The 22,558-nt window shown below is 69.7% G+C and carries 18 protein-coding genes, 6 pseudogenes and 1 riboswitch; of the genes and pseudogenes, 14 read left to right on the forward strand and 10 right to left on the reverse strand.

From position 1 onward, the window contains the following. The first annotated feature begins 10 nt into the window (after positions 1-10). Positions 11-1,351 (forward strand): sensor histidine kinase, encoded by a 1,341-nt coding sequence (locus ACZ3I3_RS33265; RefSeq protein WP_467371084.1) that lies wholly within the window; start codon positions 11-13, stop codon positions 1,349-1,351. Then, a pseudogene (locus ACZ3I3_RS33270) lies at positions 1,344-1,984 on the forward strand (response regulator). The gene ACZ3I3_RS33265 and the pseudogene ACZ3I3_RS33270 overlap by 8 nt, the downstream one beginning before the upstream one ends. Before the next feature lie 180 nt (positions 1,985-2,164). Here ACZ3I3_RS33270 and ACZ3I3_RS33275 read toward each other — a convergent pair. Next, positions 2,165-2,746 (reverse strand): SMI1/KNR4 family protein, encoded by a 582-nt coding sequence (locus ACZ3I3_RS33275; protein ID WP_467371086.1) that lies wholly within the window; start codon positions 2,744-2,746, stop codon positions 2,165-2,167. 968 nt (positions 2,747-3,714) lie between these two features. On the opposite strand from ACZ3I3_RS33275, the gene ACZ3I3_RS33280 reads away from it, so the two are divergent. The 4 genes and pseudogenes from ACZ3I3_RS33280 (at position 3,715) to ACZ3I3_RS33295 (ending at position 6,814) form a co-directional block, all read left to right on the forward strand. Further along, positions 3,715-4,314, forward strand: coding sequence for a cysteine hydrolase family protein (locus tag ACZ3I3_RS33280; RefSeq protein WP_467371088.1), 600 nt, complete (start codon positions 3,715-3,717; stop codon positions 4,312-4,314). A gap of 10 nt (positions 4,315-4,324) precedes the next feature. Beyond that, the gene (locus tag ACZ3I3_RS33285) at positions 4,325-5,233 is read left to right on the forward strand and encodes a GlxA family transcriptional regulator (protein WP_467371090.1); all 909 of its coding nucleotides are present in this window, start codon (positions 4,325-4,327) and stop codon (positions 5,231-5,233) included. A 52-nt stretch (positions 5,234-5,285) separates the two neighbouring features. Beyond that, positions 5,286-5,846 (forward strand): annotated as a pseudogene (locus ACZ3I3_RS33290) (MFS transporter); the annotation flags it as partial. Between the two features lie 671 nt (positions 5,847-6,517). Continuing rightward, the gene (locus tag ACZ3I3_RS33295) at positions 6,518-6,814 is read left to right on the forward strand and encodes a hypothetical protein (protein WP_467371125.1); all 297 of its coding nucleotides are present in this window, start codon (positions 6,518-6,520) and stop codon (positions 6,812-6,814) included. A gap of 244 nt (positions 6,815-7,058) precedes the next feature. On the opposite strand, the pseudogene ACZ3I3_RS33300 reads toward ACZ3I3_RS33295, so the two are convergent. Further along, a pseudogene (locus ACZ3I3_RS33300) lies at positions 7,059-7,310 on the reverse strand (MFS transporter); the annotation flags it as partial. A gap of 1,139 nt (positions 7,311-8,449) precedes the next feature. Next, complete coding sequence (locus ACZ3I3_RS33305; RefSeq protein WP_467371091.1) at positions 8,450-9,817, reverse strand: cytochrome P450; 1,368 nt, start codon at positions 9,815-9,817, stop codon at positions 8,450-8,452. 35 nt (positions 9,818-9,852) lie between these two features. Between ACZ3I3_RS33305 and ACZ3I3_RS33310 the strand changes: the two genes are divergently transcribed. Beyond that, positions 9,853-10,644, forward strand: a complete 792-nt coding sequence (locus ACZ3I3_RS33310) for a DUF4386 family protein (protein ID WP_467371093.1) — start codon at positions 9,853-9,855, stop codon at positions 10,642-10,644. Between the two features lie 177 nt (positions 10,645-10,821). Then, positions 10,822-12,507, forward strand: coding sequence for a ribonuclease J (locus ACZ3I3_RS33315; RefSeq protein ID WP_467371095.1), 1,686 nt, complete (start codon positions 10,822-10,824; stop codon positions 12,505-12,507). 111 nt (positions 12,508-12,618) lie between these two features. Here ACZ3I3_RS33315 and ACZ3I3_RS33320 read toward each other — a convergent pair whose 3' ends face one another. Next, the gene (locus ACZ3I3_RS33320) at positions 12,619-12,819 is read right to left on the reverse strand and encodes a hypothetical protein (protein WP_467371096.1); all 201 of its coding nucleotides are present in this window, start codon (positions 12,817-12,819) and stop codon (positions 12,619-12,621) included. A gap of 414 nt (positions 12,820-13,233) precedes the next feature. Between ACZ3I3_RS33320 and ACZ3I3_RS33325 the strand changes: the two are divergent. Next, a pseudogene (locus ACZ3I3_RS33325) lies at positions 13,234-13,850 on the forward strand (ATP-binding protein); the annotation flags it as partial. 146 nt (positions 13,851-13,996) lie between these two features. Here ACZ3I3_RS33325 and ACZ3I3_RS33330 read toward each other — a convergent pair. Beyond that, positions 13,997-14,554, reverse strand: a complete 558-nt coding sequence (locus tag ACZ3I3_RS33330) for a TetR/AcrR family transcriptional regulator (RefSeq protein ID WP_467371098.1) — start codon at positions 14,552-14,554, stop codon at positions 13,997-13,999. 90 nt (positions 14,555-14,644) lie between these two features. Here ACZ3I3_RS33330 and ACZ3I3_RS33335 point away from each other — a divergent pair, with 90 nt between their 5' ends. Then, positions 14,645-15,802: an FAD-dependent monooxygenase gene (locus ACZ3I3_RS33335; protein ID WP_467371100.1), complete on the forward strand. Its 1,158-nt coding sequence runs from the start codon at positions 14,645-14,647 to the stop codon at positions 15,800-15,802. A 1,151-nt stretch (positions 15,803-16,953) separates the two neighbouring features. Here ACZ3I3_RS33335 and ACZ3I3_RS33340 read toward each other — a convergent pair. After that, positions 16,954-17,346, reverse strand: a pseudogene (locus ACZ3I3_RS33340) (DUF6233 domain-containing protein); the annotation flags it as partial. 76 nt (positions 17,347-17,422) lie between these two features. On the opposite strand from ACZ3I3_RS33340, the gene ACZ3I3_RS33345 reads away from it, so the two are divergent. Then, complete coding sequence (locus tag ACZ3I3_RS33345) at positions 17,423-18,193, forward strand: class I SAM-dependent methyltransferase (RefSeq protein WP_467371102.1); 771 nt, start codon at positions 17,423-17,425, stop codon at positions 18,191-18,193. On the opposite strand, the gene ACZ3I3_RS33350 is transcribed toward ACZ3I3_RS33345, so the two are convergent. Together ACZ3I3_RS33350 and folP are read right to left on the reverse strand one after the other, a co-directional pair. After that, positions 18,177-18,335 carry a hypothetical protein gene (locus ACZ3I3_RS33350; protein ID WP_467371103.1) on the reverse strand — a complete coding sequence of 53 codons (159 nt, stop codon included), beginning with the start codon at positions 18,333-18,335 and terminating at the stop codon, positions 18,177-18,179. The genes ACZ3I3_RS33345 and ACZ3I3_RS33350 overlap by 17 nt on opposite strands. Further along, positions 18,335-19,237 carry a dihydropteroate synthase gene (gene folP / locus ACZ3I3_RS33355; RefSeq protein ID WP_467371104.1) on the reverse strand — a complete coding sequence of 301 codons (903 nt, stop codon included), beginning with the start codon at positions 19,235-19,237 and terminating at the stop codon, positions 18,335-18,337. Before folP ends, ACZ3I3_RS33350 begins: the two co-directional genes overlap by 1 nt. Continuing rightward, a riboswitch (ZMP/ZTP riboswitch) is annotated at positions 19,206-19,297 on the reverse strand. (Overlaps the previous gene by 32 nt.) A 229-nt stretch (positions 19,298-19,526) precedes the next feature. Here folP and ACZ3I3_RS33360 point away from each other — a divergent pair. Then, positions 19,527-20,465, forward strand: a pseudogene (locus ACZ3I3_RS33360) (Tn3 family transposase); the annotation flags it as partial. Between the two features lie 75 nt (positions 20,466-20,540). Here ACZ3I3_RS33360 and ACZ3I3_RS33365 read toward each other — a convergent pair. Continuing rightward, positions 20,541-21,203, reverse strand: a complete 663-nt coding sequence (locus ACZ3I3_RS33365) for a TetR/AcrR family transcriptional regulator (protein WP_467371106.1) — start codon at positions 21,201-21,203, stop codon at positions 20,541-20,543. A gap of 108 nt (positions 21,204-21,311) precedes the next feature. Here ACZ3I3_RS33365 and ACZ3I3_RS33370 point away from each other — a divergent pair, with 108 nt between their 5' ends. Further along, entirely contained in the window at positions 21,312-21,893 is a 582-nt protein-coding gene (locus ACZ3I3_RS33370; protein WP_467371108.1) for a class I SAM-dependent methyltransferase, read from the forward strand. Positions 21,894-21,944: 51 nt separating this feature from the next. Here ACZ3I3_RS33370 and ACZ3I3_RS33375 read toward each other — a convergent pair whose 3' ends face one another. Then, on the reverse strand, positions 21,945-22,079 hold the full coding sequence (locus tag ACZ3I3_RS33375; RefSeq protein ID WP_467371110.1) for a hypothetical protein: 135 nt from the start codon (positions 22,077-22,079) through the stop codon (positions 21,945-21,947). 56 nt (positions 22,080-22,135) lie between these two features. On the opposite strand from ACZ3I3_RS33375, the gene ACZ3I3_RS33380 reads away from it, so the two are divergent. Next, positions 22,136-22,468, forward strand: a complete 333-nt coding sequence (locus ACZ3I3_RS33380) for a DUF6233 domain-containing protein (RefSeq protein ID WP_467371112.1) — start codon at positions 22,136-22,138, stop codon at positions 22,466-22,468. Positions 22,469-22,558 lie beyond the last annotated feature (90 nt).

A 22,558-nucleotide genomic window follows, 5' to 3' on the forward strand; every position in this document is an offset into this window, starting at 1 on the left:
GCAGGCACGCATGAGGACGACGGCCGCGGGACCCATCCCGACGACGGTCGAGGAACGCTGGGCTCAGTTCTTCCGATACGGCCCGTACGCCCTGCTGGGCCTGGCCACGCTCATCGGGGCCGCTGCCGCCGACGCGGTGATGACCCGGCGGGAGATGTACCTCGCGGGGGTCCTGGTTCTCGCCTCACTGGCCCTCCAGGCGTGGTGGACGCGGGCCGTGCCTCGCCTGCTGGCGACGGTCTCCACGGCCGCCGACAGCGGTGCCCACGGCGGGATCCCCGACTGCGTTCCCGAAGCCGACACGGGCATCCGCGGCAGCGTGCTGCCCGAGGGCACCAGCGCGGGGTACGTCTACTTCACGCTGCGCACCGTCCTCGCCCTCGCCCTCACCTGGCTCAACCCGCTGTTCTCGATCTATGCGTTCCTCGGCTACTTCGAAGCCGGACGTCTGCTGCCGCCGCGCACCGCCCGGGCCGGGCTCGTGGTCACAGCCGTCATCATGGCCGGTTCCCAGTCCGGCGGCCTGCCGCCCACCTCCCTCACGAACTGGCTTCTCTTCGGCGGGCTGTTCCTCCTCCACACGGTGCTCGTCACCGTCATGACCCACCTTGAGGCGAAGGAAGCCGAGAAGGTCAAGGAACGGGCCGAAACCATCAAGGCCCTGGAGACGGCGCTCGCCGAGAATGCCGCTCTGCACGCCCAACTCGTCGTCCAGGCACGGGAGGCGGGCGTGGCCGACGAACGCCGCCGCCTCGCCGCCGAGATCCACGACACCATCGCCCAGGGCCTGACCGGCATCATCGCCCAGCTCCAGGTGGTCTCCTCCACCGCCGACCCGGATCAGGCCCGCGAGCACCTGGACCGCGCTCAGGGACTGGCCCGTCAGTCCCTGAGCGAGGCCCGACGCTCCGTGCACAACCTCTCCCCGGCCGCCCTGGAACACCACACGCTCTCCGAGGCACTGAAAAGGACCGTCGCCGAGTGGTCCGAACGCACCGGTGTAACCGCCCGGTTCACGGTCACCGGCACCGAGGAGCCGCTACACGAAGAGATCGCCGCCACTCTTCTGCGGATCGCCCAGGAAGCCCTCGCCAACGCCGCCAAACACGCCGATGCCACCCGCGCGGGCGTGACGCTCTCCTACATGGGCGACGAGGTCACCTTGGACATACGAGACGAGGGGCGCGGCTTCGACCCCCTCGCCGTACCGCCGCGCACCGGCAGCGGCGGCTTCGGCCTGGACGGGATGCGCGCCCGCGCCCAACGCATCGCGGGCACCCTCGCCATCGAGTCGGAACCTTCTCAGGGCACCGCGATCAGTGCTCGCGCACCATTGGTGCGCCATGACTGAGCGCACCATCACCTTGCTGGTCGTCGACGACCACCCCGTTGTACGGGACGGTCTGCGCGGCATGCTCGCCGCCGATCCGGCTTCGACGTCCTCGGCGAGGCCGCGAGCGGCGTCGAGGTAGTCGATCTCGCGCTGCGCCTCAATCCGGATGTCGTCCTCATGGACCTGCGCATGCCGGCCGGCAGCAGGGTGGCCGCCATCGCCGAGCTCACCCGGCGCGGCGCCCGTGCCAAGGTCCTCGTCCTCACCACGTATGACACGGACTCCGACACGATCCCGGCGATCGAGGCGGGTGCCACCGGCTATCTGCTCAAGGACGCGCCTCGTGAAGAGCTGTTCGCGGCGGTCCGGGCTGCTGCCGAAGGGCGCACCGTCCTCTCGCCCGCCGTCGCGTCCCGCCTCGTCTCCGCCGTCAGGAAACCCGCTGTGCCGGTGGGCGAGACGCTCTCGGCCCGCGAGCGCGAGGTGCTCGCACTGGTCGCCAGGGGCACCTCGAACCGCGGGATAGCCCGGGAACTCTTCATCAGCGAGGCGACGGTCAAGACCCATCTGACCCACCCGTACGGCAAGTTGGGTGCGAGGGACCGCGCGGCCGCGGTGGCAGTGGCGTATGACCGCGGCATTCTCGGGTGACCTCGGCCTCGCATTCTGAGGGCGCCATGACCCTCGTCAACCTCAGCAGGGAAGGGGGGTTCTGCTGAAGGCACGACAGACCTGCAAGGCGCACACTGGTCACGGGAGTCTCGTGCTTCCACGCGTACCGTGCCTATAGGGGAGCCCCGAAAGGCCCGAGCTGCGGCACCAGCTGGATGATCAGTGGGGCGCGGGCAGCTCGTCCTCCGTCCAGCACAACGTTCGGGGAAGGTCCGGATGGGCGTCCGTGGCCTCCCACTCCTCATCACCCGGCAGTATGGCGACCCAAGGGCGCGGCGAGGCGAGTAGGTTTCCGACGAAATCGAGAACTGACGACAAGGTTCCCCCGGGAAGTTGTGCCTCGGACGAGTAAGGGCTCTCGATGTCCCACGAGCCCAGCCTTCCCGTTCTGGTGTCAACAAGGAGCATGTTGCTACTCAGAGCGGCTATGGGAACGATGAAGGGTTTATCGGTTTCGCTCAGGTTGCTGTCGTCCGTCATGGCGAAACGTAGCCATGACGCGCGCTTCTTAAGAATGTCTCCGGCGCTGAGCAGCGTGAAGCCGGGAGGGATGATCGTGGTGGTGCCGGAGCCGTCGTGGCGAAGCAGGGAACGTTCCACGTCCTCCGGTAGGCATACCCCGAGCTGATCATGAAGCTGTTGGATGCCCGAGGGAGTACACGGCCCGGGCAAAGCAGGCTCGTCCGGCGCATTCCGGACTATCCACTGTTCGATCTTCTCCCAGGACTCTTCAACCGACATCTTCCACTCCTTCGTTGTCGCAGATGACGGACATCACGGATGCCGAGCAGGCCGACCGCGCCCACACGGGAACCAGCCCGCGACCAACTGTTCCGCCTGCGCCTGACCTATCCCGAACTCGCCGCCGCGTGGGCTGACTCCGCCTACGGCGGGACCCTCGTCGACTGGCCCCACTCCTTCCTCGGCATCACACTCAAGACGGTGCCCCGCCGCAAGGACCCAGGCGGATTCACCGTCCTCGCCGAACGGTGCCGTGTCGAGCGGGTGATCTCGTGGATCATGAGAGCGAGGAGAATCTTTGGAAGGACTGAACGTCAACTGCCCGCAGGGATCAGGTCATGTGCGGGAGATGGCCTCCGTGTTGGCGCTGACTTGCCTCACTTCGGTTAAGACGTGACGACACGTCCGATCGGTGCGAGGAGTCACGATGGCATAGCCGGTCAGGGTCCGGAAGGTGACTGAGCAGGAGGAGCGGAAGCTGCAGCAGATCGTGCGGCGGGGCAGCACCAGCACGGTGCGTTTCCGTCTGCGGCCCGGCTGTGCCGCAGAAGGGGATCCGGCACGCGGGGAGCTCAGCATCGGCCCCGGCAGCGTCCATGCCACGCATCATTCCTTCCACGCTGGGTCAGCCGCTGTTCGAGTGCTGTGGCCCAAGCGACTGCCTCAGCCGGGCGGGGCTCCTCTTCCCGCTCGAACGCACCTTGTGGGGCGAGCCGGCCAACACGCCAGCCGATGCGAACCCCGGATGCAGCCACGCACAATCAGTCTTGCCGCCAACCGCCGTGTCCAGGGAGTGTCTCCGTCTGCTTCTCCCCTCGCCGAGGTGGGGGGGCTGACCCGGGGTCTCGCGTGGTTCCCCTCGGCGGTGCGTGGTTGCTGAACTGTCTGACCTGCTGTGACCGGATCGGTCCGCTTCCGGACCCGATGCAGCCTGTTGCCGGCCCGCCCGGGCGGCTCAGGCTTGGGGCATGAGCCGCGCACTGATCGTCATTGATGTCCAGGAGTCCTTCCGTGCCCGTCCGTTGTGGGAAGCCACCTCCGACCTGAAGATCGCCGACCAGGTGAACCGCCTGGTCCGGCTCTCCCGCCGAGCCGGGGACCTGGTGGTGTGGGTACTGCACTGCGAGCCGGGCACCGGCGATGTCTTCGATCCGGCCCTCGGCCATGTCCGGCTGATGCAGGAGCTGGAACGAGCGGACGGGGAGCCGCTGGTCCACAAGACCTCGCACAACGCTTTCACCACCACCAACCTGCAACAGCTTCTCACCGAGCGCGGCATCCGCGAACTCACCGTCTGCGGCATCCGTACCGAGCAGTGCGTGGAGACCACCGTCCGCGTTGCCGCCGACCTCGGCTACCGGGTCACCCTCGCCATCGACGCGACCGCGACCAATCCCATCCCGCACCGCGACGCTGCCGCCGGCCAGAGCGTCGCCGAGCTGCTGGCCGACCCCCGCACGCTGTCTGCCGAAGAGGTCATCAGGCGCACCGAGTACGCCCTCGCCGGACGCTTCGCCACCACCGCGACGGTGGACCAGCTGGAGGCCGCAGCAGGACTTCGGGCATGATGACCGGATCGTGAGCCACGTCGTCTTCTACCTGGTGCCCGGAATCCATTTGCTGGACCTGGCCGGCCCCGCGCAGGTCTTCTCCACGGCCGCCGACTTCGGGCACCCCTACGTGCTGGCCTACGTCGCCGAGCAGCCACAGGTCTCCACCGCCCAGGGGCTGCCGCTGGTGGCCGGACTCGACTGGCCCGAGCTCGGACCGGAGGATCTGATCGTGGTACCCGGCTGGCGGACGGTCACCCTGGCCGACGCCCCTGCCATCGGCGCCGCGTGCCTGCAGGTTCTCCGGGACCACCACGCCAGGGGCGGGACGGTGGCCAGTGTCTGCGCCGGAGCCGAGGCGCTCGGCCAGGCCGGCCTGCTCGACGGCCGCCGCTGCACCACCCACCACGACGTGCAGGACGAGCTGGCCCTGCGCCACCCCAAGGCGGTGGTCGTCCGTGACGTGCTGTTCACCGCCGACGACCGGGTGATCACCTCGGCCGGCATCGCCAGCGGCATCGATCTCGCCCTGCACCTGGTCGCGACCCGGCACGGCCCGGCCGTCGCCGCGCAGGTGGCCCGTGACATGGTCGTCTTCGCTCGCCGCAACGGCCATGAGCCGCAGTCCAGCGCGATGCTCCGGCACCGGTCCCATCTCGACGACCCCGTGCACCGGGCCCAGGACCTCATCGACGCCCGCTTCGACCAATCGCTCCCGCTGGCCGTCCTGGCGTCAGCGGTCGGCGTGAGTGAACGCACCCTCACCCGCCTCTTCAGCCGCGCCACCGGGCTCACCCCACTGCGCTACCAGCAGACCCTCCGCCTCGAACGCGCCCAGCACCTCATCAGCCACGGCGCGACGATCGACGCCGCCGCCCGCGCAGTCGGTTTCGAGGACCCACGCATGCTGCGCCGCCTCCGCGCCCGCACGGCCTGACCGCGTCAGGTAATCAAGCGTTCCTGGGCAGGCAACTGACGTTGGTGCCTGCCTTTTGCTCGCGGCCGTCGCGTTCCTGCTCGGCCTCGGCGGACGCATCTTCGCCACGGCCGCCACGGCAGCCACGGCCTGTGTGCCGGCTCTGCTCGGCCGCGACCCCGCACTCCTGGAGCGCGCCGACTCCGGCTTGCGCGGCGCCCGGACCGCCACGTCCGGCTTCGCGGGGCCGCCTGCGGGCAAGTACTGCTCGCGCTCGGGCGGGCGGCTCCGCTGCTCGCCGGCGCGGTGTCGTTCATGCTCTCCGCACTGCTCGTACGGACGCTGCCCGCCGTGCCCCGGCCGGTGCGGGAGGTTGGCGAGTTGCTGCTTGGGCAGGCGCGGGCCGGGCCTCGTGCGTCTTGCGGGACCAGTTGCTGCTCGGGCTCGCGCTACGCCCGGCGGCCGGGAACGTCGCCTTCCTCGCTGTGGCACCGTCCTCGCCCTCTTCCGCGCACGACCGCCTCGGTATATCGGCACCTACGGCTTCGGCCTGCTCCGCACCGAGCAGGCCACCGCCGGCCTGCCCGGTGCGGGCATCGCCTCCCGCAACCGTCTCGGCGAATCCGGCTCGCTGCGCCCGCAGGCAGATACGCCCGTCTGGACCAACCACACCGGTAACCCGGTGACCGCGCGGGGCTACGCCGATGCCCGCGCCGCACTGGGGCGACGTCCGCCTCAAGGGCAAGCTCACCGCCTGACCGCCCGTCGGCCTCCCCTTCCGGCCGGCACTCCATGACGGCGCGCTGAGGCTCCTCCCCCCCCGCCTCCGACGCGCCCGTCCCTCCGGGTGCGGGCCACTTCTGCCGCACCGCTCCCGGAGGGGCATCCAGCCAGTGCCAGTGCCAGTGCCAGTGCCCGCGTGACTGCGTCGGGTGAGCTGGCGCCGCAGGACCCGCTGCCGCCCGTACGCGTCGCCCGTACGCGCTCTCGCGCAGGAACTGCTGATGATGCCGGCGTCGCGTCGCCGCACGGCCGAGGAAACCTCCGGGTCACACACCCCCACCTCCCCGCTCGAGCCGCCCACCCCGCCTCTCAGCGCACAGCAACACACCAGGCCAGCCGCCTCCGTACACCAACACACCCTCGCTCCAAGCGTCAGGGCGGCCCGTCACCAGCCGCAGTCGGCCGGGGAACTGCATGACTTTCACAGGCAGGGGGTTTGGCCCTCCGAGGGGTCGGTGAGACTCGGCCCTGGCGGCTGGGCGGCGGCCCGGGCCGGGGACTGCGAACACGAAAGGACACAAGATGCGTAGCAGGTGGATGCGGCGAGCGGCGGTGGCGGCCAGCGGCACGGTGATAGTCGGCGCACTGCCCTTTGTGGCCGCAAGTCCGGCCCAGGCGTGGTCGTGGGACTGCCAGGAGTATCTGCGGGACAAGGGATACAACGTGCCCGTCGGCGGCGAAGCCGCGGACGCGTGCTCCATCGCGGAGGACGGCGAAGGGTCGTCGAACTCCCTGTCCATCTGCCTCAGTCGGCTCGAGAGCCTCGATGTCGCGCGGAACCATGCGAAAACCGCCTGTGTGCAGGGCGCCGCGAGGTAGGCCGCCCGGAGCCGGCCGAGGACAGCCGGCGGCACACCCGGCACCGGCCGGCATGTGCGGGCCGCCTGGGCCGGGCAGCGCCGTGCCGACCCGCCACGGCGTCGTAGAGCCAAGGGGGCCGCACTCTCGCCCTGCGGCATCCGTGCGGGCGGGACAGGCCCCCGCAGGCGTGGCTCCGGCAGCAGGCGTGGCTCTTGATGGGGACGCCTTCGCCGCAGGCATCACAACCAGACGGGTGCACTCCCTCATGGGCGGGATCCTTGGATGCCGGCTGATCTGGACCGCCGGGCCGGGGCGGCGGCACGCGGCACCGCTTCGACCCGGCGGTTGCCGGTCACGGATGCCGTTACGGCCGTCATCGCCAGTGAGACCGCGGCGGCCTGGAGCGGAGTCCGGATGTCGTAGGCGGTGGCCAGCCCGCCGTCGGGGAAGGCCCCGGCCGGGGGACGGTGCACCGGGCCAGCATGCGGGAGGCGGAAGCGACCCGGCCCATGAGGGAGGGGTGACCCGCAGCGTCTTGCCGGGCTCGAACGTGACGTGGAAGGCGAACTGCGAGCGCCGGGAGCACGCACTCGCAGCGATCCTGGAGCAGGCCCATGCCAGGGCGGGCGCCACGGACCGCGCGCTCGAGACGAGCGGTATCACCGACGTCGACGCCCTTACCGGCGTCATCTGGCAGCACTCCAAAGCTCCGGTCATTACCTACGATGCGTCCCACCGCGAGTTCACCGTCACGGCCGCATCATCTGCTCGTTACGATGCAAAGGCCATGCTCCCCGGTGGAGGATCCGGCCAGGTGACCCGCTGCTTCGTCTTCACTCTGACCCAGCGCCCCGGTCAAGGATGGACTTCGCAGGTATCCGAGCGCGACGATGCCACGTGCCGTCCGAGCACCCAGATCTGTAGCCGAGTCCGCCTGGCAACGACGCGCATCTCGAGCATGTACGCCGAGGACATGACGCGCGCCGGGGTCCAGGAGACTCTCGACCCCACCGGACGGCGTTCCTTCGAGGTCAAGAGCGCGTGGTGCGTGAGGGGGACACGACGACCGTCTCCGGCGTCGTCTCGAGTTCGGGGGCAGTGGCCGACCAGTGCTACCGCTTCACCCGACCCGCCCCCGGCGGCGACGGCCGGGGTTCCGCCACCGCGGTCCCCACGTCCTCGTGCTGACTCTGCGGCCCTGACACCTGAACAACGAGGCGGGACCGCGCCCCGGGCGAAGCCCCTGAGCACGGTCCCGCTCGCCGTACCGGCGAGGTGGCACCCAGGCGGACACGCCCAGACCCGCAGGGCACTGGGCGACCTGCCTGGCATCACCGCCGGCCCCGCCCGGCTGCGCACCATGCTCCGGCACCTGACGAAGACCCTTCACCCCGGCGTCCTCAACGACTGCTTCTCTCCCGCCTCCAGACCGCCGCGCTGACCACCCACATCGCCGAACTCGACCACGCCCTCGCAGAACTCCCCCCCGAAAGCCCCGACGCATGAATGACCCCGCCGCACCGCGGCTGCGGCACGCCCGCGAACACGCCGGCATTCCCGTACGGCCGGGCACCGACCAGGCTGTCGTACACGCCTTCGAGCGGATCACGACCGGCCCCGTGACACCGTCCACAACCTCCCGGGACAGAACAGCTAGTGGCCCACCTCGGCTCGGGGACGGTTGCGGGAGCGGACGGTCATCCGCAGGGCGCGCGGCCGTACGGTGAGCCGGGCGACCTGGCGGACGGCCTGGCCCTCGACGAGTTCCAGCCGTACCGCACGAAGCATGGTCGCGATCGCCGTGACCATCTCGGTACGGGCGAAGCGGTCCCCCATGCACTTGTGCTTGCCGTCCCCGAACGGCAGGAACGCGCCTGGCGGAGGCTCCTGCGCGGCGTCGATCCACCGGTCCGGGTCGAACGTGAGCGGATGGGGGAAGCGCTCGGGGTCGCGGTGCAGGGCGTGCTGGCAGTAGGCCAGTTCGGTGCCGGCGGGCAGCGTCCACTCGCCGAGCCGGGTCTCCTCGGTCGTGCGGCGGGTAACCAACCAGCCGGGGTGGTGCAGCCGCAGAGTTTCGGTGATCACCCGGTTCAGGTACGGCAGCCGGGTCACGTCGTCGAAGGCGACCGGCCGTTCACCGAGGACCTCATCCAGCTCGGCCAGGACCCTGGCCTCGATGCCGGGGTGGCGGGCGAGTTCGTACAGGGTCCAGGACAGCACCGACGCGGTGGTCTCGGTGCCCGCCACGGCCAGGGTGAGGATCTCGGAGCAGATCTGATCCCCGGTCAACGGCTCGCCGGTCTCCTCGTCGACGGCGCGCAGCAGCATGGAGAGCATGTCCCCGGTGTCGTGCCCGGAGGCCTGCAGTTCCTCGACGGCGGTGTTGACCGTGGCGCGTACGCCGGCCCGCGCCCGGTCGAAGCGGCGGTTGAAGGGCAACGGCAGGCGCTCGGCCCAGTCGGGCAGCATGAGGCGCACACCGACGCCGTTCATCACCACCGACAGATCGCTGCGCAGCCGGCGGAAAACGGCGTCGTCGAGGCTACCGGCGAACACCGTCTTGGCCAGCATGTCGAGGCTCAGCCCGACCATCGCCTCACGCACGTCGAGGGGCCGCCCGAGCTCCCAGCCGGCGACCGTGGCCGTGATCTCGCCACGCATGATGTCGACGTACCGGCTGATCTCGGTGTGGGCGAACGCCGGTTGCAACTGACGGCGTTTGCGTACGTGAGGCCGGCCGGTGGCGGTGACGACGCTGTCGCCCAGCAGCTGGCCCAGCTTGTCATAGAGCCGGCCCTTGTCGAGAGAGGGCGCCAGGGCCTTGAGCATCTGGTGGATCAGGGCCGGGTCCTGGACCACGACGGTGCGCGTTCCGGGTTGCAGGACGATCTCGACGAGTGGCTCCCGCGAGTCGCGCAGCGAGTCGATGAAGCCGAGGTTGTCGCGCATTTTCAGAGCGTGGCCGATGAGCGGAAGCGATCCTGCGGCCCGAGGTATGGGGGGAGGCGCAGCGGACGTCACGGGGGAATCCCTTCACGGCAATCAGGGGCGCCCCTATGACTTCCCTGAACGTTCCCCAGCGCAATCCTGTCATGAACGTGTCCTGCACCACGCGGGACGAGCTGGTCGGAGCCGTGTTGGCCGGCCGCCGCCGGATCCGCTTCGAGGCTGATCCCACCGGCCACCTTCACCAGGACGGCGCCTTCCACGTAGCGCTGCCCCTCAACTTCCAGAGCGACCAGTTCGACGCCGACGGCCCCAAGCGGCTGGTCCAGCGCGGACTCGAACTCGATCTCGTGGCCCTGGTGCAGGTCGCCGCGATAGCGGGGGCTGTTCTGTACCGCCCCCTGCTGGGGGCGGTGGACGGTCGGCTCGCGCAGGGCGCCGACACGCGGGCGCTGCTCGGGGTGCTCTGCGAGGTGGCGCTGGTGCTGGCGGTGGCGGTGGCGGGTACCGGGGCGGCGCTGTGCCCCGTCCTGCGGCGCCACGGCGAGGGGCTCGCGCTCGGGTACGCCTTCGGGCGGTTGCTGGAGGCGGCCGTCATCGCCTTCGGGATCGTCGCCGTCCTGGCGCTCGTCACCCTGCGGCGGGAAGCGGGGCGGCGGCAGGCGCCGACGTCGCGCTGGTGGCCGTGCACGACTGGACGTCCCTGCTCGGGCCCGCGGCCCGTTCAGCAGGAGTGCGGCGTCGGCGTCGACGTCGACGCCGGCGCAGACGAAGGTGGCGGGGATGCGTTCGCCGAGGTGTTTCATCTGGTCGGAGGTCTCGGCACTGGCCGACGAGGTGAGCGGCGTGTACACGGAGTGGACCAGCGTCGAGGCGCACCAGGAGGCCGCCGAGGCCGGTGACCACGACCAGGGGCACGAGATCTTCTCCAGTACGCCCGGGGTGCGCCTCACCCATGGCGGGCGCTGCCTCCTCTGCCGCTCCCTGCCCCTGCCGTGACCGAGGCGCCCGGCGCCGCTCCGCGCGTCCAGCCTGCAGGCAGCGGATCATCTCGCCAGACTTTTCGATAGCGTGAGGGTATGAGCCATCCGCACCCTGAACTCAAGGCCGCCCCGTCACTGCCCGAAGGAGGGCTGAGGGTCACCGCCCTGGGCGGCCTGGGCGAGATCGGCCGGAACATGACCGTGTTCGAGCATGCCGGCAAGTTGCTGATCGTTGACTGTGGTGTGCTGTTCCCCGAAGAGACCCAGCCCGGCGTGGACGTGATTCTGCCCGACTTCACCTCCATCCGGGACCGCCTCGACGACATCGTGGCCGTCGTCCTCACCCACGGCCACGAGGACCACATCGGCGGCGTGCCTTATCTGCTGCGCGAGCGGAGGGACATCCCTCTCGTCGGCTCCAAGCTCACGCTCGCCTTCATCGAGGCCAAGCTCAAGGAACACGGCATCCGGCCCCGCACGGTGCGCGTACGCGAGGGCGACCGGCGCGGCTTCGGCCCCTTCGACTGCGAGTTCGTGGCCGTCAACCACTCCATTCCGGACAGCCTCGCGGTGGCCCTGCGGACCGGCGCCGGGATGGTGTTGCACACCGGCGACTTCAAGATGGACCAGTTCCCCCTGGACGACCGCATCACCGATCTGCGCGCCTTCGCCCGCCTCGGCGAGGAGGGCGTGGACCTGTTCCTCACCGACTCCACGAACGCCGAGGTCCCCGGCTTCACCACCTCCGAGCGTGAGCTGAACCCGGCGATCGAGCAGGTGATGCGCACCGCGCCGCGCCGGGTCATCGTCTCCAGCTTCGCCAGCCATGTGCACCGCATCCAGCAGGTCCTGGACGCCGCCCATCAGCATGGCCGCAAGGTCGCCTTCGTCGGCCGGTCGATGGTCCGCAACATGGGCATCGCCCGTGACCTGGGGTATCTGAAGGTCCCGTCCGGCCTGGTCGTGAGCACGAAGGAGCTGGAGAAGCTCCCGGACCACAAAATCACCCTGGTGTGCACCGGCTCCCAGGGGGAACCGATGGCCGCGCTGTCACGGATGGCCAACCGTGACCACCAGATCCGCATCGGCAAGGGCGACACCGTCCTGCTCGCCAGCTCCCTCATCCCCGGCAACGAGAACGCCATCTACCGGGTGATCAACGGACTCACCCGGTGGGGCGCCCACGTCGTCCACAAGGGCAACGCCAAGGTGCACGTCTCCGGCCACGCCAGCGCCGGCGAACTCGTCTACTGCTACAACATCGTCAAACCCCGCAACGTCATGCCCGTGCACGGTGAATGGCGCCACCTGCGAGCCAACGCCGACCTCGCCATCCGCACCGGCGTCGACCCCGACCGGGTCGTCATCGCCGAGGACGGCGTCGTCGTCGACCTCGTCGACGGCCGCGCCTCCATCACCGGAAAAGTGCCCGCGGGCAACGTCTACGTGGACGGCATGGAGGTTGGCGGCGCCACGGAAGCGTCCCTCAAGGACCGGGTCACCCTCGCCCAGGAGGGCGTCATCACGGTCGTGGCCATCGTCGACGCCGACACCGGCGCCCTGGCAGAGGCCCCCGACTTCCTGGCCCGCGGCTTCGTCCACGACGAGACCACCTTCGAGCCGGTCATCCCCGTCATCGAGAAGACCCTGGCCACCGCCGCCGAGGAAGGCGTCGGCGACGCCCACCAGCTCGAACAGCTCATCGCCCGAGCCGTGGCCAACTGGGCGTTCCGCACCCACCGCCGCAGGCCACTGATCATCCCCGTCATCATCGACGCCTGACCGGGGGCCGCGCTCCGGCTCCCCGCCTCATTCAGGACGGACAGACACCACCTCACTGACCACGGCACCCACACGCGAGCGGGCTGCGCTTTGATCACCCGCCGTCACTGGTCACTTCGACATGCGACAGAGCGACCGTACGAGACGGTTGTCGAAGAGCTGGTCGATGTGGGCGCGCAGGATGGCCATGGCTGCTTCGGCGGACCGTTGGCCGACCAGGACACCGGTGCCCAGCCCGTGGCTGAGGGCCGGCAGCCGGGCCGCCTCCGCCGCCGGATCCCGCCCGCCGTCGCGCTGAGCTTGGCTGAGCACGTCGGTTCAGCTGTCGCTCCAGGCGATCGGGCCCGGCGACGAACGGCTCGGCGGCCAGATCCGGGTCGATCTCGCCAGCACCGCGTAGGAGGTCCACACCAGGTGGAAGGCTCGGCTGGCTTCGTCGGAGGGAAGTGGCGGCCCTGTACGGCGTGTCGGTGGGCTGCCCGGACCAGAGCGTGACGTACGAGCCCGCTGCCTAGCTCACCCGTCCTGCTCCCGCTTCCTCCGGGCAGCGGGGGCAGAGTCGTCTCCACGGATCGGTGACCGGCCTGTCCACGACGTAGCTCTCGTCGGGGCAAGCAGGAGGCGGAGCCGTGGAAGGCCGCTCGGCCGATCGTTGTGGGTCAGTCCATCGACGGCACTTGGACCCGGTCATAGACCGGCAAGGTGAAAAACAGGGAGAGTGACGCCGTGACGTTCCAACACCACCGCGGGTTGACCGAACAGGCTGCCGACGCCGCCGTCGACCAGGCATGCCGTATGCTGCGGCTGCCCACCATCCGGGTCCAGTTCCCCGACTTGGCCGAAGCCGCCGCCCGTGACCAGCCGGCCGTCATCCACACCCTGGCCACCTGCGACTGGGTCAAAAGGGACTGCCCCTCTGCCTGATCGGCGACTCGGGCACCGGCAATCGCACCTGCTGATCGCGCTGGGCACCGAGGCCGCCATGGCGGGCTACCGGGTCCGCTACACACCCGCCACCAAGCTGGTCAACGAACTGGTCGAGGCCGCGGACGAGAAGGTGCTGACCAAGACCATCGCCTGCTACGGCCGGGTGGACCTCCTCGCGATCGGCGAGCTCGGATACATGGAACTGGACCGCCGCGGGGCGGAGTTGCTGTTCCAGGTTCTGACCGAGCGGGACGGGGAGAACAGCGTCGCCATCGCCTCGAACGAATCGTTTGGGGGGGGAAACCTTTACCGACCCGCGGCTTTGCGCGGCCATCGTGGGCCGGCTCACCTTCGGCGGCAACATCATCGAGACCGGAACGGAGTCCTACCGGCTCGCCAGCACCAAGGCCCGGGCCGCCGCCGTCGGCAGGATGCCGCCACTGGCTGAACGAGCTCGTCGCCCGCCCCGAGCATCGCGCTCCTACCATCGGGCCCTTTCCGCCAGCGGGGCCCCCGGGAGCATCTGGTCGTTCAGGCACGCCCGGTGCCGGCAGGTGTGGGGCTATCGGAGCGCTGCCGCCACCAGCCCGCGGATCTCCTGGTCCGACACGGTTCCGCCCCCCACCAGGCGGTCGAAAACCAATCCGTCCACACAGGTCAGCAGCGTGACAGTACGGTCCTCGGCGTCTGTGACGCCTTGCGCGGCCAGGAAGTCGCGCGCGGCTTGTCGTGCTGCGTTCTGGCGCGGCACGAGGATCTCCTGCAGCTCGGGGTGGTGCACACTCTCGAGGGCGCAGGCGTAGCGCGCGAGGGAGCGTCGCCGTCCCTCCCCTGTGAGCCGTTGCTCGACGAAGGCAGCGATCCCGGCCACCAGTTCCTCGGCATTCCGCGGCACCGGCGCCTGTTCCCCGATCGCCTGGAGTTCTGCCTGGTCAAGGGCGACCAGATGCCGGACCAGTGCGGTGAGCAGTGCCTGGCGGGTGCGGTAGTAGGCGGAGGTGGTGCCGGGTGGCAGGTCTGCTGCCCGGTCGACCGCGCGATGGGTCAGGCCCCGGATTCCGGCCTCGGCGAGTACGCCGATGGCCGCATCGGCGAGGACGGTACGTCGATCTGTGGGCATCCCCCTTTTCTACACCTGTAGAGGATGGGGTTACTCTCCTTTTCTACACCTGTAGAAGGATCACGGCAGGGCGGACGAGGGAGGGCCGGTATGGGTGGCAGCGCGGTGGTGGTGGGCGGAGGTATCGGCGGGCTGGCCGCCGCGATCGGTCTGCGCCTGATCGGCTGGGAGGTGAGGGTTGCCGAACGGGCCCCCGTCCTCGCTGACGTGGGTGCGGGCATCTCCCTGCACGCCAACGGCATCCGTGCTCTGGACGTTCTCGGCGTCGGCGAGGCCGTGCGCGCGGCTGCGCGGCCGCAGTACACCGGAGGCACCCGTGTCCCTGGTGGCGGCTGGCTGGCACGGATGGACGGGACCGCTCTTGAGCGCGCGCTGGGCACGCCGATCGTCGGCATCCCCCGGGCCGTGCTGCACCGCCTGCTGCGCGCGGAGCTGCCGTCCGAGTGCCTGGTGGTCGGGGCCGAGGTGACGTCCGTCGACCGCTCCGGTCCCGACCGAGTCCGGCTACTGGTCGGGGACGCCGCCCTCGATGCGGATCTGGTCGTGGCCGCCGACGGAGTGGGCAGCCGGCTGCGCGCCCAGCTGTTCCCTCAGCACCCCGGCCCGGCCTACAGCGGGTCGACCGTGTTGCGCGCCATCACCGAGCGCCCGGTCGAATTGGCCACCGACTTCGAGCTGACCTGGGGCAAGGGCGCCGAGTTCGGCCACATCGCGTTCACTGACGGCCGGGCCGAGTGGCATGCGGTGCTCAACTCACCGCCCGGGGCACGGCACACGGACGCCCTCGCCGCGATGCGCCGCCGCTTCAGCGACTGGCACGATCCGATCCCCGAGCTGCTGGGCGCGACCCGGTCCGACGCCGTCCTGCACCACGACATCCACGAACTGGTGACACCCTTGTCTTCCTTCACTACAGGCCGGATAGTCCTGCTCGGTGACGCGGCCCACGCCATGACCCCGAACCTGGGCCAGGGCGCCTGCCAGGCACTGGAGGACGCAGCCGTGCTGGCCGCCGCACTCGCCACCGAGCCCACCGTCGAATCGGCGCTGGCCCGTTACGACACCGAGCGCCGGCCGCGCAGCCAGTCCGTCGCCCGCGCGGCCCATCAGGCCGGCCGGATGGGCCAACAGCTGACGAACCCCCTGGCCGTCGCCGTGCGCAACACCGCTCTCCGGCTGGCCCCCTCCCGCGCGACCGTCCACACCATCCTGCGGCATGCCGACTGGACACCGCCGGGCCTGGGCTGACGGCACCGGACCCGCGCCACGGCCGGTCAAGAGCCGCTTCTTCGAGCGTCGCTTCGCGATGGCATGCGGCCGCCCCTGACAGTCCGTGACGCCCCAAACCTGCCCTGGTTGTCAGACGGGGCCTGCCCTCAAGGAGCCTCAACACCCCACTACCCCCGCAGCGTTGCTACTTCTCATCGACATTCTCGGGCCCGGTGATCGCTAAGTGCTGTCCAAAGCCGTCGGCAAACGTTCCCCGCTCCCACGTGCAGAACCATCCTGGGCTACTCCACGCAGCGAGTGGCCAACATCATGGGCATCAAGCCGGACACCGTCCGCGGACACCGGCGCTCGGCCCGTGAACGCATCGCCAGCAAACTCGGCCTGGACATCTCGGTTGGCGACGAGGAGAAGGAGTAACACCGTGCCGCGCAGCATCCAAGACGTCATGGCGCAGGCCGCCCTGCCCGATGACTTCACCGACGAAGGCGTCACCGAGCTGAAGCAGGAAGTCGTCCACGAGGTCACAGCCACCCTCATGTTCGGCACCCGGCTAGCCCCGAGGGCCGCTTCCCGTGCCGACAAAGACCTCCAGGCCTCACCGCAGCGCTCCTCTACAGCGACAGCGCTGCCGCGCACCTGGCGAAATTCGGCGAAGAGCCCGCCTGCATCGACGGCGCACTGCACTTCGCCTGCCTGCTCAGCCTCGCCGACTCCTCTGAAGGAGCCCAGTGGTGGTGGCAGTTCGCGGCCGGCGCCGGCAGCGCCACCGCCGCCCACCGCCTCCACCTGTTCCACCTCGGCCGCGGTGAACTCCGCGACGCCGACCACTGGGCCCACCAGGCCGTCACCGTGGACACCCACGTCCAACTCACACCCTTCTCCCGCCGGCGCCCCCCGTCACCGCCCCACCCTCGCTCTGCGCGAAGCAGTCGGCCGCCTCCAGGTCAACGAAGTCGAAGAGTGGGGCTTCCAGGTCTTCCGCCCCGACTCACACCTCGCCCACCAGATCGAAGAGCTCGCCGACGCCCCCTGACCCCCAGACGTCCGCCCCTCGCCACTTGAACGTACGGCTGCCGCGGCAAGGCCGATGCCGCGGCAGCCGTGCACAACTTCGCCAAGGATCACGGCGGGACGCGCTTCAGTCTTCCTCGATCTGCCAGCGGGCGGGGTCAGGAGGCGTCGCTTGAAGAGTCGGCACCATGGTCGAAGCCGCGCAGGACGGGCGTGAGTTCCTGAGCGCATCCGCACAGCGTGCACAACCGCGTCGCCGGGCTCTCCGCGACGTTCAGGGCCTGGTCCAGGTCGAGCAGCGGCGCGCCCTGCGACGCCTCTTCGCAGTCCGGTGCGTGCAGCACCGCGCCAGCCGGGCCGCGACCGTCGCCCGGCTTTTGCAGCACTCATCCCGACGGTCGGCGCTCCCCGACTACCTCCTGGACGACCGACTGCTGCGGCGGCTTCAGGTGCTCGGTGGCGACCTGGTCGTAGTCGACGCCGTGGACAGGGCGCACGTGCTCCGGCGCGCGCACCCACACCCGGTACTCCGCCTCCTCCACACCACCGTCCTACTGGTGAAGAGGCAGTGTTCCGGCCTTGCACTATTCAGCGCGGCGGGGGCCCGCCTGGCTCTAGGCTGCGACGATGGAACGCGCAACCGACATACCCGAGAGCTTCGCCGATGCTGCGGAACCGGCCCGGGTGAACGATTACGACAGTTTCGCCGAGGCGTACGCGGCGGAGAACGAGAACAACCTCGTGAACGCGTACTACGAACGGCCCGCGATGTTAGCCCTCGCCGGAGACGTGGCTGGCCACCGAGTCCTGGACGCCGGCTGCGGCTCGGGCCCACTGACCGCCGCACTGCGCGACCGCGGCGCGGTCGCCACCGGGATCGACGTCAGCGCCGGGATGCTCGCACTGGCCAGGCAGAGGCTCGGTGATGACGTAGCCCTGCACGTGGCCGACCTGGGCGAGCGCCTGCCGTTCAAAGACGGTGCGTTCGACGACGTGGTCGCGTCGCTGGTCCTGCACTACCTGGAGAACTGGGGGCCGACGCTGGCCGAGTTTCGGCGAGTACTCAGGCCCGGCGGCCGGCTGATCGTGTCCGTGGATCACCCGGTCACGGCGTACACGTTCCGGGACCCTCGGCCCGACTACTTCGCGACCACGAGCTACACCTTCGACTGGATGCTCGGCGGGCAGTCCACCCCGATGCGACTCTGGCGAAAGCCGTTGCACGCAATGATCGACGCTTTCACCACCGCGGGCTTTGGTCTGTCCGTCATCAGCGAGCCGCAGCCTGACCCAGCCGCCCGGGCACTGTTCCCCGACGCCTTCGACGACCTTTCGACCAAGCCCTGCTTCCTGTTTTTCGTCGTCGAGGCGCTGCCGTCGGTCACTGGCCCGGAGTAGCGAGTCGAGGCGCGGTCTCGACTTCGTCCTTGCCGCTGAGGGGAGCCCAGTACCCCGGCAGCCGTGCTAGCGGGCCTCGTTGGATGACGAGCACCCGCTCGCCTCGCCGCACCACCGCGACGATCGCCTCTCGCTGCTCCATCACGTACCTACCTTGGCCGCGTCCAGAGCGTTGAAGACGGTGAGCGCATCCCGGATGGCGGCAACGTTGTGGGTGCGGATGTAGTCCGCCCCGTGGCATGCCGCGTACAGCTCCGCCGCCAGAGTTGCCGGGCCGATCTCCGAAAGACTGCTCCCGGTAAGCGCCCGAAGAAACGACTTCCGGGAGGGAGAAACCAGGACCGGCACGTCGAACCTGGCCTTCAACTGCTCAAGATGTGCCAGCACTCTCAGCGACGGTTCCGGGCTTGTGCCCAGGAAGTAGCCCAGCCCTGGATCGATGACCAGCCGTTTCCGGCCGATGCCGGCCGCTTCCAGCGCAGCCAGCCGCTCGGCGAAGAACTCCTCGATCCCCGCCCACACCGCGGCGGGATCGGTCTTCATCTGGGTGGCGGGCCCCAGGCGCTGCACAGAGTGCATGACGATGAGCCGGCAGTCGGTGTCGGCGAGTTCTTCGTACCGGGCCGGGTCGGGGAAGCCTTGGATGTCGTTCACGTACGCGGCCCCACGCGCCGCTGCGAAGCGTTGGGTCTCCGGCAGGAAGGAGTCGACCGACACCGGCACATCCTCGGCGACCAGCCGGTCAATGACGACGGTCAGCCGCCGTATTTCCTCAGCAGCAGTCACCTGCTGGGCTCCCGGGTGGCTGGCCGCAGGGCCCAGCTCGACGATATCGGCCCCTTCCGACCACAGCCGCCGCGCATGTGCCACCGCATCCTCAGCGGCCAGGAACCTGCCGCCGTCCGAGAACGAATCTGCGGTGATGTTGAGGATCCCGACCAATAACGGCCGACCGATGTCCAGAGGTGAGGGGTATAAGTGCCGAACCACGACGGTGCCTCCCAGGTTGCTCCCAAGAAGCCCAGGCGCGCGGCACACGTCCATGTGACGAAGCCGCTCCCCGATGGTTACGCCCATCTCGACACGCCAGTCACGGCTCGCCCTCACTCTAGCCGGGCCACGCACCCGATGTCCGAGCCGTAGGAAATTCTGCTGTGGCGGCCGGGATGCCCTCGGGAGCCGGGCGGCCAAGCCCCTGCAGCCACAGGCAGCAGCCACCGCTTACGCATGGCTCGGTCTCGGATAGCGCCTGCGCCTGCTCATCCAGGTCGGTGAGGGCTCGGGCCATCTGCTCGGCCCGGTTGGGTTGGCCAAGAGTGGCCCACAGGGCGGGGCCGCCCCGTCACCGAAGTACTTCGGGTTCAAGCGTGGCATCACCTGGCTCAACGCCGTCAACGACCAGGTCGCCGGGATCGGGCAGATGGTGGTGCCGGGCACCCCTCGCGACTCCCTGCACATCCTGGACGCACTGCTGAACCTCGACGGCGGGGTGAAGCCGGAGATGGTCGCCACCGACAACGCCTCGTACAGCGACATCGTGTTCGGCATCTTCCGCATCCTGGGCTACAACTTCAGCACCCGGTTCAAGGATCTGGACGACCAACGATTCTGGCGCGCGTCCCTTCCCGGCGTAGAGACAGGCACGTACGGGCCGCTGGAGCCGCTGGCCCGCAACCGGGTCAACCTGAACAAGGTGATCACTCACTGGCCGGACATGCTGCGGGTCGCCGGTTCCCTGGTCACCAACCATGTCCGCGCCTACGACCTGCTGCGGATGTTCGGACGCGAGGGCCACCCGACCCCGCTGGGACAGGCGTTCGCCGAGTACGGGCGGATCGCCAAGACCGAGCACCTGCTCCGTGTCGTCGACCCGGTCGACGACACCTACCGCCGCCAGATGAACCGCCAGCTCACCGTGCAGGAGTCCCGCCACAAGCTGGCCCGCGACGTGTGCCACGGCAAGCGCGGCACCATCCACCAGGCGTACCGGGACGGCATGGAGGACCAGCTCGGATCGCTCGGTCTGGTCCTCAACGCCGTGGTGCTCTGGACCACCCGGTACATCGACGCTGCTGTCGCCCAGCTCCGCGCCGAGGGCCACGAGGTCCGGGACGAGGACATCGCCCGACTCTCCCCGCTGGAGCACCGCAACCTCAACGTCTTGGGCCGCTACAGCTTCACCGCCTCCGCCCCGGCCGGCGGGGTCTTGCGGCCGCTGCGCAACCCGGACGCTGCCGGGCTTGACGATGATGACGACGGTGCAGCGGCGTGAGCGTCCCGGTCAGCTTCGGCAGCCGTAGCCGGTCGCGGACTCTGCTTCGGCGGCTGTCGCCGAAGAGTCGGTGGCCTACTCGTGGTCTGTGCAGAGGTGGGTAGTGAGGGCCACACATGCCCACTCCTCCCAGGCGTCGGGGGACCAGCCCCGGTCGCGGACGAAGATCAGGTATAGCTCCGGACTGAGCAGCCCGTACAGCAGGTCGGCTGCGCGGGCGGTATCGACGTCGGGGCGGGCGTCGGGCTTGGAGGTCAGTGCCTTCGCTGCGGCGTGCTGGACGGTATAGCGCGGGTCGGGGCCGGCGGGCCACTGCGCGGCGATCTCCGGGTCCGTGGCGGCCGCAGCCGCGATCAACGGCATGATCGGGGCGACCCGGCCGAGGATGTCGCGTACACCCCGTACGTGGGCGCGCAGTTGCCCGGCCGCGGTGGGCTCGTCGCACGCGGCGCGGAACCAGTCGCGGTCCATCGTGGCGACCGGTTCGACGTCGCCCGCGATGGACGTGTCGATGACGTCCTTGAACAGCGCGCGCTTGTTTCGGAATACGAAGTACACGGTCTGGACGGCCACACCCGCGCGATCCGCAACCTCCTGAAGGCTTGTCGCACCGTACCCCTGCGCGACGAACAGCTCCCGCGCCGCCGCAATGATCTTCTCGCGAGTACGCCGCGAGCGCTCGGCCCTCTTGTCGGGGCGCTTGACGTTCTGTCCGTCGGATCCCTTGACCGCATCCATGCTGAGAGTCTATCTCTAGAGTCAGTCACTAGAGATGAACTCTAATTTCTTGGAGGGGTAGCGATGGGCGAGACTCGGACGGCTGCGGAGCTCGAGCAAGAGGGTTTCGTGCGCCGCGTGTTGGAGGACTTCTACCGGGACGGCAAGCCGCCGTGGGACAGCGGCATCACGCCGCCCGAGCTGGTGGCCCTGATAGAGGGGCCCGGTGCGCTGATGCCGGGCCAGGTCCTCGAACTCGGCTGCGGCACCGGGACCAACGCGGTGTACCTGGCCCGGCACGGCTGGCGGGTGGCGGCCGTCGACCTGGTCGACCGCGCGGTACGGCAGGCCCGGGAGAAGGCCGACGCTGCTGGAGCGGACGTCACGGTGCTGTGCGGGGACGCCACCCGTCTCGACGAGGTGGGCGTGCCCGGTCCGTACGACCTGTTCTTCGACCTGAGCTGCTACTGCGGGATTCCACCGCACCGCCGCGATGCCTACGCAGCCGGCCTCAGCAAGCGTGCCGCCCCCGGTGCGCGATTGCTGATGTTCGGGTACGGGCCCGGGGCGTTTGACGACTCGTGGTCCGGCGTCACCGCGGACGAACTCAGCGCCATGTTCGCCGGGTGGCAGCTGGACGACGTGACGCCCGGCACGAACCCGGTCCCGACTTTCTGGTTCACGCTGCGCCGCGGCGCCGACTCTGCATGAGCTCAGTCGCACCGGGCAGCTTCGGGCTGCGGCTGTCGCGCGCGGCAGTTCTCATAAACGAACATCTGTGACGCTGTCGTGCGTGTCCTGGGTGTTCTGCCCGGGCTCGCGCCGGTACAGCGCGTTCACGGTCGACAGGGCGGCCGGGTCGACGCCGAGCTTGCGGGCCGCCTCGCCGAGGTCCATGGGTCTCCTCTGCCCCTCTGGGTGCGCGGGGCAGCCTATCTCCTAGAATCGAACGCGTGAACGACTTGCCGCCTGATCTGCCGCGCCTCCGCACCCTGGAGACCTGGCTGATCCTCACCCTGGACCGGGTGCGGCGACAGATCGCAGACGCAGAGCGGCGCGAGGAGGAGCTCCAGCGCGGCATCGCCGCCCGGCCAGCGGAGCCGGACTGGCTGATCGAGCGCGGCCTGTCCGGCAGGGACGCGGTCTACATCCACGTCGGCGGCTGCTGGAACGCCGGGAAGCGCTCGAAGGGCGTCACCCAGGAGCAGGCACTGCACGCCCTCGCCGAGGGGGTCAAGCCCGGCCCGCAGTGCGAGCCCGACAACGCGCTGGGGTTCCTCGACTAGGTGTGCTGTCCGGACAGGTTGGTGACGCGGCTGGCTGGGGTGTGGCCGCCGATGCCGGTGTGGGGTCGGTGGTAGTTGTACCAGTCCAGC

This window comes from Streptomyces sp. NPDC016851 (genome assembly GCF_055562795.1).